The organism is Microcoleus harperi Pol14_C6, assembly GCF_036701295.1.
Taxonomy (GTDB): domain Bacteria; phylum Cyanobacteriota; class Cyanobacteriia; order Cyanobacteriales; family Microcoleaceae; genus Microcoleus.
In genome coordinates this window covers 20297-32703 of sequence record NZ_JAUBQN010000015.1, presented here as the reverse complement: position 1 = coordinate 32703, position 12407 = coordinate 20297, and the positions used below count along the sequence as shown (strand labels likewise).

Annotated in this window: 11 protein-coding genes; 10 read left to right on the top strand and 1 reads right to left on the bottom strand. The window is 43.8% G+C overall.

Features of this window, described 5'->3' with window-relative positions; translation table 11 throughout:
- Positions 1 to 297 precede the first annotated feature (297 nt).
- The 8 genes from QUA27_RS12710 (at position 298) to QUA27_RS12680 (ending at position 7193) form a co-directional block, all read left to right on the top strand.
- The gene (locus tag QUA27_RS12710) at positions 298 to 903 is read left to right on the top strand and encodes a hypothetical protein (RefSeq protein ID WP_333068358.1); all 606 of its coding nucleotides are present in this window, start codon (positions 298 to 300) and stop codon (positions 901 to 903) included.
- 163 nt (positions 904 to 1066) lie between these two features.
- Positions 1067 to 2854 (top strand): aspartate--tRNA ligase, encoded by a 1788-nt coding sequence (gene aspS / locus QUA27_RS12705; RefSeq protein WP_333068357.1) that lies wholly within the window; start codon positions 1067 to 1069, stop codon positions 2852 to 2854.
- Positions 2855 to 3093: 239 nt separating this feature from the next.
- Positions 3094 to 3657 (top strand): AAA family ATPase, encoded by a 564-nt coding sequence (locus QUA27_RS12700; RefSeq protein ID WP_333068355.1) that lies wholly within the window; start codon positions 3094 to 3096, stop codon positions 3655 to 3657.
- A 174-nt stretch (positions 3658 to 3831) separates the two neighbouring features.
- Entirely contained in the window at positions 3832 to 4545 is a 714-nt protein-coding gene (locus QUA27_RS12695) for a hypothetical protein (RefSeq protein WP_333068354.1), read from the top strand.
- A gap of 3 nt (positions 4546 to 4548) precedes the next feature.
- Positions 4549 to 5178 (top strand): hypothetical protein, encoded by a 630-nt coding sequence (locus tag QUA27_RS12690; RefSeq protein ID WP_333068353.1) that lies wholly within the window; start codon positions 4549 to 4551, stop codon positions 5176 to 5178.
- A complete protein-coding gene (locus QUA27_RS27395; protein WP_445251498.1) occupies positions 5175 to 5444 on the top strand; it encodes an ABC-three component system middle component 6 in 270 nt (89 codons plus the stop codon). The genes QUA27_RS12690 and QUA27_RS27395 overlap by 4 nt, the downstream gene beginning before the upstream one ends.
- Complete coding sequence (locus QUA27_RS12685; RefSeq protein WP_333068352.1) at positions 5441 to 6079, top strand: AAA family ATPase; 639 nt, start codon at positions 5441 to 5443, stop codon at positions 6077 to 6079. Before QUA27_RS27395 ends, QUA27_RS12685 begins: the two co-directional genes overlap by 4 nt.
- Complete coding sequence (locus QUA27_RS12680; RefSeq protein ID WP_333068351.1) at positions 6060 to 7193, top strand: ABC-three component system protein; 1134 nt, start codon at positions 6060 to 6062, stop codon at positions 7191 to 7193. Before QUA27_RS12685 ends, QUA27_RS12680 begins: the two co-directional genes overlap by 20 nt.
- Positions 7194 to 7244: 51 nt before the next feature.
- Here the strand turns inward: QUA27_RS12680 and QUA27_RS12675 are convergent, their stop codons facing one another.
- Complete coding sequence (locus QUA27_RS12675) at positions 7245 to 8687, bottom strand: glycosyltransferase family 87 protein (protein WP_333068350.1); 1443 nt, start codon at positions 8685 to 8687, stop codon at positions 7245 to 7247.
- Positions 8688 to 9024: 337 nt separating this feature from the next.
- Between QUA27_RS12675 and QUA27_RS12670 the strand changes: the two genes are divergently transcribed.
- On the top strand, positions 9025 to 10203 hold the full coding sequence (locus tag QUA27_RS12670) for a M20 family metallopeptidase (protein ID WP_333068349.1): 1179 nt from the start codon (positions 9025 to 9027) through the stop codon (positions 10201 to 10203).
- A gap of 244 nt (positions 10204 to 10447) precedes the next feature.
- Positions 10448 to 12103 (top strand): SpoIID/LytB domain-containing protein, encoded by a 1656-nt coding sequence (locus tag QUA27_RS12665; RefSeq protein WP_333068348.1) that lies wholly within the window; start codon positions 10448 to 10450, stop codon positions 12101 to 12103.
- Positions 12104 to 12407: the final 304 nt, after the last annotated feature.

Genomic DNA, 12407 nt, shown 5'->3' with positions numbered 1-12407 from the left:
TTTAAGTGCGCTAAACCGTACCTGCAAATTGGCGGTATCCTACACACTAGAGGAACTTTGGTAGATATAATGTAATATGACTGAGGTCATTCCAACTAGGTAAGCGCGGATACACAAGTTGATAAAGCTAGAACAAGAATTGCCTAGTTCTTATTAAATGCCAGAATTCCTTCTGGCGCTACACCTACAAAGTCTGTATAAAAGACCACAATTCCTTCTGGCGCTACACCTACAAAGTCTGCATCCAGGGACTGTGAGATTTTTTGAAAATGTTTACTACCACAGGAGAAGATTGATATGACAGATCCAAAAGTAACCGAGGAACCAATTTTAGAGGCAACTCTAGAAACGACGGAGATCGTCAAAAAAGAGATGCCCGACGCGACTGATGAGGCGATCGCAGAAACTGCGGCGCTGTTTGAAGCAATTAAAAAACGCGCGGCCGCCGAAGTGCAAGCAGCGGGCGAACTCACGCGCGAAGCTTATTTAAAAGCTGTGAATAAGGCCTCCGAGGCGATCGAACAAAATAAGGATCTCGCCCACGAGAGAGTTACAGAAGCAGTCAAGCTGATTAAACAAGAATCTGAGAAAAATTGGCTGGTGGTAGATGCGATTAAAACGCGGGCGCAAGCGCAGGTGCAAGATGCCGGCGAAGTCAGTCGCGAAGCTTATTTGAAAGCAGTGCGACAAGCGCGAGAAGCGGTGGAACAAAATAAATTGATCGAACGCCATCGCATCGAACAAGCTGTCGATCACATTCACACCGAAGCTGAAAAGAATTGGCAGGTTATTGTGAAGCAAATTGAGTCTATCGGCACTCGCTTGACGGATGCGGCTAAGTCTGCATGGAACGCGCTGACGGCGTTTTTTGACAAGTCTCACAGCGATCGCGGGGATTCCTAGAAGGGCCAGCCGGGGGTTTTGAACTCCCAGCGGGTTGTTAGGGTTGTTAGCTTTGGAATTAATTCCAAAGCTAATGGCGATCGTGGGTGCATTTGCATTCAGCAGAAGTTTCAGGCATACTGCATAATTAAAAAGCTTTATTTTTAGTCCACAACCCCCAATTATGAGAAGTTACTACTGCGGCGAACTGCGAAGCAAACACATCGGAGAGACTGTCACCCTTTACGGCTGGGTGGATCGCCGCCGCGATCATGGCGGGGTGATTTTTCTGGACGTGCGCGATCGATCGGGTATCGTGCAAATTGTCAGCGATCCTGAACGCACCCCCGATTCCTATCACGGGGCTGAGGCTTTACGCAGCGAATACGTGCTTAAAATTACTGGGCGAGTCACCAGCCGCCCCGCAGATTCCCTCAACCCGAAATTGCCTACGGGTGAGGTGGAAATTTATGCTGACGAAATTGAGTTGTTGAATGCGGTTCGCAAACAGTTACCGTTTCAGGTGGCGACTGCAGAAAATGAAAGTGTGCGAGAAGATTTGCGGCTGAAATATCGCTATTTGGACTTGCGGCGCGATCGTATGAGTCGCAATTTGCAGCTTCGCCACCAAGTTGTGAAAGCTATGCGCCGCCACCTGGAAGATGTGGGAGGTTTTATTGAAGTTGAAACACCGATTTTAACGCGATCGACTCCTGAAGGTGCGAGAGATTATTTAGTGCCCAGCCGCGTCAATTTGGGCGAATGGTACGCTTTGCCGCAGTCGCCGCAGTTGTTCAAACAATTGTTAATGGTTTCCGGTTTGGACAGATATTATCAAATTGCCCGCTGCTTCCGCGATGAAGATTTGCGCGCGGACAGACAGCCGGAATTCACACAATTAGACATGGAAATGAGTTTCATGTCTTTAGAAGAAGTTATCGAATTAAACGAAGGTTTAGTCTCCCAGATTTTCCAAAGTGTCAAAGGGGTAGAAGTGCCTCGTCCTTTTCCGCGCTTGACTTACGCGGAAGCAATGGATCGCTACGGTAGCGACAAACCAGACACTCGCTTCGGTTTGGAATTAGTCGATGTTTCCGATTTGATGAAAGATTCGGGATTTAAGGTATTTTCCGGGGCGGTTGCTGCGGGCGGAATTGTGAAGATTTTGCCGATTCCGGGCGGAAATGATGCGATTTCTAACGTGCGGATTAAACCGGGTGGCGATTTGTTTAGGGAAGCCAGCGAAGCGGGTGCGAAGGGATTGGCTTACATTCGCGTGCGGGATAACGGCGAAATTGATACGATCGGCGCAATTAAGGATAATTTGACGGAAGCGCAAAAACAGGAATTGCTCGATCGCACGGGCGCGCAACCAGGTCATTTGTTGTTATTTGCTGCGGCTGACCCGACAACTGTCAATAAGACTTTGGATAGATTGCGTTTGTTCGTGGGTAACGAATTGGGATTGATTGACAAAGACAAGATGAATCTGCTGTGGGTGACAGAGTTCCCGATGTTTGAATGGAACGCTGACGAGAAGCGTTTGGAAGCATTGCATCACCCGTTTACTGCGCCGCATCCCGACGATATTAATGATTTGAAAACTGCGAGAGCTCAAGCTTACGATTTGGTGTTAAACGGTACAGAAATCGGCGGTGGTTCTCTGCGGATTTATCAGCGGGAAGTTCAGGAAAAGGTGTTTGAGGCGATCGGCTTATCGACTGAGGAAGCTTACAATAAGTTTGGCTTTTTGTTGGATGCGTTTGAGTATGGAACTCCGCCCCACGGAGGCATTGCTTACGGTTTGGATCGCTTGGTGATGCTGTTGGCTGGTGAGGAATCGATTCGGGATGTGATTGCGTTTCCGAAGACGCAGCAGGCGGGCTGTTTGCTGACTAATGCGCCTGCTGGGGTGGATGAGAAGCAGTTGAAGGAGTTGCAAGTGCGATCAACTTATACGCCCAAGTCATAAGCCGATCGGGACTTAGGCAAAGCCTATGTGTGATGCTGAGAGAAGGGAAGCATCTCAGAATTACGTTGAAATGCCTAAGTCATAATTATGAAACACCTGACAATTTAACCATTCATAGGTTCCCAGGCCTGCGAGATTTGAACTTGCAGGACTTGGGCAAAATCAACTTATTGGTTGGTGCGAATAACTCAGGTAAAACCAGTGTTTTAGATGCGATATCAACACATTGTTCAAATGCCGTGCTGACTGTTGATACAGTCACACCTTTTTCTTATGGGATCGAAGAATTGCAAGTTGAATTGCTCTCAGAAGCAACTTTTCAGCGTTTTAAGTCGGAAGTGATTAAGTTACTGCAAGGGATAGATTCAGGAATTATTGATTTAGCAATTCTGTCGCATAGGGGCAAGCGTCCCAGTCTTTATATCAATCATAAACAATTGGGAATTTTGCCGTTAAGTGCTGTTGGTGATGGTGTGCGTCGTCTGTTGTTCATTGGTTTAACACTGACCAAAGTTCGAGGTGGAGTTTTACTAATTGACGAGATAGAAAAAGCTATTCATACTGATTCACTTTGCAGTTCCTTTACTTGGATTGTGCAGTGGTGTCAGCGATTGGATGTGCAACTATTTGCAACTACCCACAGTTTAGAAACAGTTGATGCGATGTTGGGTGCTAGCGATACGGAGACGGGCTTAGTTCTTTATCGTTTGGAAAAGTGGGAGTTGCAAACAAAAGTAATCAGACTTGAACGGGAAATACTGCAAAGAGTGCGGGAGGATTTGGGTCAGGAGGTGCGCGTGTGAACCGCACAGGACTGACTGGAAACCGGGTTTTTTACGAAAAGACTTGCTTCTACTCCTTTATGCTGATTGAAAAACACGGTTTCTGAGCGTATGGGTGCGATCGCAGGTCAGAACACGTGCGTTAAGTGCTACATTATTTACAAATCTTTTTTGTAAAAGCAAAAGGCTGCTCCAATGGAACAATCCAACCTTACCCGGCGACTGAAAGACTTGGAAGACAATATTAAACAAGATTCCGCTTTACTCAAAAACTACGAAGATGAGTTACGTTATGAAGATGAGCCACGTCGCAAGGCTAAATATAATCGAGCAATTGAGCAATTAAGGGAATCAGCGAGTCGCCATCAGCAGGAATACGATCAACTGTATCAGCAAATAACTGGTGAATCAACTGTACAAATGCACAGCGTAGCTATCCAGTTAGAAGAGGTGAACAACAGATTAGACCGATTATCTGCTGGGCAGAAAGCTATTTATGCAAACATTAACAACCTGCGACAAGGATTACTAGCCCATTATGAGGCTGGTGAAAAAAATATTATTTCTGCAATCACATATCAGTTGAATGAATCTCAAATAACTACCATTTCTGCTTTGTTAGACGCAATAGAAGCTAACAAAGTATCAGATGCAGAAATGCAGAAGATTTTACCGAGTATCCAGGAGGGTTTAAGTATATTACAACAACGCGGCATTACTCTAACTGGTAGTCAGGAAGAGATCGTCCAAGTGATTAATGCACCTCAAATGGATTTTAAGCATAAATTAAAGGTGGCGGTGCCTATTATTCCTTTTATCTTGGACTATGAAGGTGAATTAGAACTAGGTACAGGGATAAATCTCAAAGAAGCTTTGAAACAATTTAGGGCGCGGCTTATAGGAGAGTAAATAGTGGAACCGCACCATCAACGTGAACAAGACTTGAAATATCACATTGAGAAGGATTTTGAATTACTAAAGAAACTAGAAGACAATTTGCGCTTGGCCAACGATGTTAAGGAAAAAGCCAAGCTAGAAAAAGAAATTGAAGAACTCACCAGAAATATTGATGGTCGTCAAGAAAAACTAAATACAATTATCGCGCAAAAACGAGAAGCACTTGCCCGTGAGATGCCATCTGTCTCCTTTGATGAGCTAGATATCGTAACTAAATTTATCCTGGGTATGCAACCTGCTTCTCAGGAAATAAACTTCAATATTACAGACATAACACAGAAAATCTCGAAAAATACCCTGACTCAGGAGGTTCATTTTCTACTAACAATGGGTATGGGTAAAGTCAAAGAAGTTCGTAGTTTTATTGAACTCAGTTCCCTTTTACGTCCTGACTTTCCCGAAAAACTGAAGGCTGGGTTTGTAACGGAATACCAAAGATTACTGAAAGCAAACATTAGAGGAGATGCTTTATTTGAGTCTTTGCACAAGTTCTCCTGTGGTAATAGCTCAGATTTGAAGAAGACAGCAGCAGGGTTGGCAGTATTATCCTATCTTTTTGAGAGGTGCGAGGTTTTTGAAAGATGACTTTTTCTACAGATACCACTTCAACTTATAACTTTTCCATTATTTTGCCCACGAAGCACATCTCAACCCGTTATTCTCTATTAGGTGTAGGTGCTACAATATTAGAACACTTGCAATATCCACGTACAGTCTCGTCACTTTGGAGTGCTGTTTCGACAATACCGGAAGTCGCAACCTTTGAACGGTTTGTTTTGACTCTGGATATCCTATACGCTATTGGAGCAATTGAAATGGATGCAGGAATACTTCGTAGGAGTCATCCATGATTCGTGCTATTCGTTGTAATCATCCTTCATTTAAAACTGTCGACTTTAGGCCCGGCTTTAATGTAGTATTGGCCGATCGTACAGAAGAGTCTGGAAGCAAAGACTCTCGTAATGGTTTAGGTAAATCAACTTTAATTGAAATAATTCACTTTTGCTTAGGATCTACATTACCAAAAGCTAAAGGACTGGATTCTAGAAATTTATTAGGTTGGGCATTTAGCCTAGAGTTGACACTTTCTAATCAAGTTATTACAGTAACTAGAAATACTGCTGACAAGTCAAAGATAGTAATTGAAGGAGATACTACTTCTTGGCCAATTCAGCCAAAAGAAAAAGAAGGGCAAAGAGTTCTGAGCCTGATACATTGGAAGGCAATACTAGGAAACCTTTTGTTTGGTTTGCCAAGTGATAATGAAGATAAAAAATTTCAACCTACGTTTAGAGGTCTAATTTCTTATTTTATCCGCCGTGGACGAGACGCCTTTTCTACTCCCTTTGAACATCACAGAAAGCAGCTTGACTGGGATAAACAAGTTAATAATGCTTTTCTACTAGGTTTGGCTTGGGAAGATGCGAGAGATTTACAACTTTTAAAAGATCAAATAAAATTACTAGATGATAAAAAAAAAACTTAAAAAAGACACAGATACAGGAGTTGTAATTGGCATATTTGGTTCTCTAGGCGAACTCGAAGCTTTAAAAGTCCAATTCGAGTCACAGTTACGCGAGAGAAAACAAACCTTAAGTAATTTTCGCGTAGCTCCTCAATACCACGAACTAGAGGCTAATGCTAATCGGTTGACGGCGGAAATTCATGAAGCCACTAATAACAATATTGCCGATAAAAAAATATTTGAATATTATCAATCTAGCCTGGAAGCAGAAAATGAACCATCCCCAGATGATGTAACTCATATATACGAAAGTGTCGGTATTGAGCTCCCGGGTTTGGTAGTTAGAAGATTGGAAGAAGTAGAAATTTTTCATCGTAGACTTATCGAAAATCGTCGCGATTTTCTATCGGCTGAAATGGAGCGTATCAGGAGAGATGTATCATCTAGAGAACGTCTTATACGTGAAAAAACCGAACAACGTGCTTCTTTATTGGAAGTGCTACAAACACATGGTGCTTTAGAAGAGTACACAAAACTCCAAGAACTTTATCTAGAAATTGTATCTAATTTAAATGAAATTAATAAACGCATCGAAGAATTAAATAAATTTGAAGAAGCCAAAAGTGCTTTAAAGATTGAAAAAGAACGCTTACTACAACGCGCACGTCGTGACTATCAAGAACGACGTGTTCAAGCAGAAAAAGCTAGAAACCTATTCAATACAAACTCTCAGTTTCTTTACGATGCCCCAGGAAGGTTAATTATTAATGTAGGCGACAATGGTTTTCAGTTCAATGTAGAGATTAGCCGTGATGGCAGCGAAGGTATCGATAACATGAAAATATTTTGTTATGACTTAATGCTGGCACAGCTTTGGTCTGAACGCGATGCTTCACCACGTATATTAATTCATGACAGTACCATTTTTGATGGTGTAGATGAGAGACAAGTGAGACTGGCTCTTGAATTTGCCGATAGAGAATCTAGAAGATGTGGCTTTCAATATATCTGTACTTTAAATTCAGATAGTGTTCCATACTCTGAGTTTGCAGCAGATTTTGATTTTGATTCCTTTGTAAGACTTAGACTTACAGACGAAAGTGATGAGAGTGGACTACTAGGCATTCCCTTTTAGAGATATTCTTTGACTCTTCTACAAATATTTTGATCCGGTTTTGTTTTTTCTCTAACGCGAAACCTGATCCAAAGGGTCAAATTCAGCAACCTGTTTTTGACCAAGAGATGTAATCGCTAAGACTAAAACGCTTAACGTAAGGCCTAAAATCGCATAACTCGGTAGTGAAAAAATAGTTACTTTAAACAAATAAGGCAATTCCCCCCCCTTCCAGTTCCACCGCTTTCCTAGAAACACCAACAGCCCGCCATGAATCACAGCGGTTTGCACCATGACACAGCCAACGCCCAATAACCAAACCGACATTCTTTGCGTAGAGAAGGCACAATTTTTAATCTGAAAACATAAATCATTCAGCAAAAAAACCACCGCCGGTGCTAACATCACAGAACTGGTGGGCTGAGAATAGTTGATAGCAATACTCAAAGTAGAAATTAGCACCATTTCAGATAAGTCAACTTTTTTTGACCAAGCATTGCGAGATTGTTTTTTGTAAAAATACCAACTCACTAAACCAACTAGCAGCAGAATAATCAAGTCAGAAAATAGCTTCGCCACGAAGGGACTATCGGGGAAAAATCTCGGCCCCATAACCCTTAAATCAAGGCGACTCATAGAAATATAAGCATTATTCGATGGATCGTTGAGCCAGAGTGGAAATCCACGAGTCGCATCCTGTATAAATCCTGTTAAGGAATTGCCCGTTACAGCTAGACCTATAACTGCCAAAAAAGTTACCGTGACTATAGATATAAAAAGTAGCTGAAACCGTCTTTTGATTAAAAAATAAGGAAGAAAAAATATAACTAAAGTGGGTTTAAAAAGGGCAATTCCTAATAAAACTCCTGCAATCCTATCCTGATTTTTTCTAGCATAAATAAACATCCCTAACAGCAGAAGGGCAATAAAAGTTGCCACATTGCCAACTTGAAGATCGAAGACAAAACCGTAGAGGAATGCAACTGATATACTACAAATAGTCCGAAAAGCTCGTGAGTGCGACACCAGCAAAATATTCGCTCCCCATAAAACAAAACCTGTGGCAATAAGATGCAGCCAAGTCCAGATTGTGAAGGCAGTCTTCATCGGGAAATAGCCCAAAAACCAGAGGGGAGGAATGATATTAGGTGGATAAACAAAAGATGGAATAAACCCACACACTTTTGTGATGTTACAGAAACCGCTGTTAAACACCTCGACATTAAAGGGACTCAAATGCTCGTGGGCTAATCTACTCGCTACATAAAACCACTTAAAATCCCAGTAAGGCGGATCGGGTCGAGTAGTCAGATTGTAAACCAACCAACCAGTATAGCTGAGAAATCTGGTGAGAACTAATACAATAACTGCTTGCCAAATAAACTTAACGATAGGTTGACGACAAAACTGAGTCAACCTTTGGATCGAAGGATGTTTTAAAAACAAAGAATCTTGCCATGCTGTTTTATCGCTATCTAATCGCCAATTAAAATTGAGAAACAAAGCGAGTGTCATGAGAATTATTACATTCCAGAATCCAAAGCTAATCATAGAAAATAAGTTTAATAAATTTACTATTCGATGATATCACAACCAGAAATTCTCAACTAAAAATCAGCATTTTAACCTAAAATATAGACTTTTGTTCCCCGTTTCAACCTAACTCTCTCTTCTCTCTTTTCTCTGCGTCCTCTGCGCCCTCAGGGGTGAAAAAAAAATATTATTCACAAACGAAATAGTATTGCCATCTAAAAGCCCGATCGCACTTTTGTCCCTTGTAACCCTGTTCACCCCCAAACATATGCGTTACCCTAGTTGACTACAACTTGTACCGCACTCCCCAAGTAAATTCATGCTTCCCCGCATCAAAGAATTAGCCGCCACCCTAGCACCCCGCTTAATCGAAATTCGCCGCCACATCCACTCCCACCCCGAACTCAGCGGCCAAGAATATCAAACCGCCGCCTACGTAGCTGGTGTTCTCGCTTCCAGCGGAGTCCGCGCGATCGAAGGAATCGGCAAAACAGGAGTCATCGGCGAACTCAAAGGCCACAGCAGCGAGTCCCGGTGGCTGGCAATTCGCACGGATATGGACGCTTTGCCGATTCAAGAACGCACAAACTTAGAATTTGCCTCCCGCAACGAGGGAGTCATGCACGCCTGCGGCCACGACATCCACACCACCGTCGGTTTGGGCGCAGCCATGATATTGTCTCAGCTAGGGGAAAAATTGCCCGGTCACGTCCGCTTCTTGTTTCAGCCTGCGGAAGAGATTGCCCAAGGTGCTCAATGGATGATTAAAGATGGGGCGATGCAAGATGTTGACGGCATCCTCGGAGTGCACGTTTTTCCGACGATTCCGGGCGGTTGCATCGGTATCCGCCACGGGGCACTGACGGCGGCGGCAGATGACCTAGAATTGATTGTGATGGGCGAATCCGGCCACGGTGCGCGTCCCCACGAGGCGATCGACGCAATTTGGATTGCTTCTCAGATAATTACCACTTTGCAGCAGGCCATTAGCCGCACGCAAAATCCTTTGAGGCCACTGGTTTTGACGATCGGGCAAATTAACGGCGGACGAGCGCCCAACGTAATTGCCGATCGAGTAAAATTATTGGGAACCGTGCGATCGCTCCATCCGGAAACCCACGAAAAACTGCCGGCTTGGATCGAACAAATTGTTTCTAGCGTTTGCGCGACTTACGGCGCTAAGTACGAACTCACCTACAAGCGCGGAGTACCCGGAGTCCAAAACGACCCAAAACTCACGCAATTAGTCGAAACTGCGGCTTTAGAAGCTTTAGGTCGATCGCGCGTCCAAATTTTACCAGAACCATCCCTCGGCGCCGAAGATTTTTCGATGTACTTAGAACACGCACCGGGAACCATGTTTCGCTTGGGAGTGGGACTGACTGACAAACCGAACTATCCCCTCCATCACCCGCAATTTGAGGTTGATGAAGCCTCCATTGTGACCGGCGCTGTCACCTTAGCCTATGCCGCCTACCAATATTGGAAACACCAGTAACTATGTCAGGATCAAAAATACACAACCTTGTAGAGTGCCTAATGGCATAACGATTTTAGATTTTAGGTCTAGGGTGCGTCCGGGATAAAATTTGCTCGGTGTAAAGTTTATTTGCGCCTACCTACTTAACAGAATTCTGCCAACCAAACCTGCCTCTGTTCCGGAATTCCCCTATACCAGCCGCCAAATGTGCTAACGTACAATCAAAAATCCCCCAATTTCAACTATCGCGAGACAGATAACCGTGTTCGCTCAAGCACCTCCAACTCCCAATTACAAATGGTTTAGCTGCATTTCTAGGACTGTTTTCACCGCATTGTGCCTGTTACCGATTTTCAGCGCTGCGGGATACGCCCAAACTCCCCAAAATAGACCGATCAAAATCGGCGTGGTGCAGCGGTTTGGTACCAAAGCAACCGATAAACTGACGCTGAAAGCATTACCGGGCGACAGCTTAACTTTGCGTTACAAAACTCCTCAAGGCATAGAAACCAAAACTGCTGCTAGCGTCAAGTTAGAAATAGCCCCGAAACCGCTGGAAACGCCCGCAGTAGAAGAACGAGTGGTACTAAGTTCTCACCGCAGTTTCGAGAGTGCGGAAGACAGCGCTAATCAGTGGCGCGCCCAGGGAATAGAAGTAGAAATTGCTCAACCTTTGCGCTGGCAAGTTTGGGCGAAAAGAGATACTTACAACTCTCCTTTGGTGCGGCGCTGGCTGTTGCAAAGTTTGCAAGCCCAAGGCAACAAAACAGCTTTTTTGGATTCCAAAGTTTTTAAACAAATACCCCAGGCATTTTGGGTTTTAAACGGCTTTCGTTTTAACCGAAATGAGTTGGATGTGACGGCGGGGAAAAATGTGATTGAGGTATTGGAACAAACCACCCACGAGGCGACAGCTACTGAACCAGAAAAAGCAATTCAACAAACTCGCCGTTATGGCGGCAATTTGCGGCTGCAAAAAAATGCTTACGGCACTTATACTTTAGTTAATGAAGTGCCGACGGAAACTTATTTGCGGGGTGTTGTTCCTCACGAAATTGGGGCTTTTTCGCCTTACGCTGCGATTGTCGCTCAAACTATTTTAGCGAGAACCTACGCCCTGAGAAATTTGCGCCGGTTTGCTGTGGATAATTATGAGTTGTGCGCTGATGTTAACTGCCAAGTTTATCAAGGTTTGACCGAGGTTTACCCGCAGAGTGATAAGGCGATCGCCCAAACGAGCGGTTTGGTGCTAACTTACGAAAATCAGCTAGTAGACGCGCTTTATTCCGCGTCTAGCGGCGGCGTGACAGCCTCTTTTAACGATGTGTGGCAGGGCGCAGAACGTCCATATTTGCGATCGATCGTCGATTCCCCTAACAATGTCTGGGATTTGTCTAAGCAGAGTTTGTCTGACGAAAACAATTTCCGTCGCTTTATCAGTTTGGAAAAAGGGTTTAATGAAGAAAAAGAAGACACTTTTCGGTGGCGCGAGCCCGCTTCTTTGACCGCGATTGGTGGATTTCTCAAACAGTATCTTCAGAAAAAACAGCACCCGCTGGCTAATTTTAAAACTGTCACTCAGGTTGAAGTAGTGGAAAGGTCGCTTGCAGGTCGAGTTTTGAAAATGAAGGTTCAAACTGACTTGGGCCCCATCGATATCGACAAAGACGAGATTCGCAATGCTTTTTACCCGCCGATCAGCACGCTTTTTTACCTCGAACCAATTTACAATCCCGACAAAACTCTCAACGGTTATGCTTTTGTCGGAGGCGGTTTCGGGCACGGGGTGGGAATGAGTCAGACTGGTTCTTACAATTTGGCTAATTTGGGCTGGAATGGATCTCAAATTCTGGGCTTTTATTTTCCCGGCGCTCAAGTTGTACCACTCAGCGATGCGATTACATTTTGGCGCGAATAGTTTATCAGACTCTGCTTCATAGTCGGCGATTTCCCTCGCCCCTAAACAAACTTTCGTCCCTCTCGCTTGAGACTAAATATTAGTCCTAAAACTTTTAGATTTTAGACTTTGGATTCTAGATTGGTTTCACAGTTAATCTAAAATCTGCCATCTAAAATCTAAAATTATTTGGTCAGCTATCTGCTCAAACAGCTACGAATTCATAGGTGGGAGTGAGAGATTGCTGACGGCTTGGTTGCAGTGTTAGACACAGAAACCCGGTTTCTTAACATAATTGCGCTATTTCAGCTTAATTTTGGAAAGG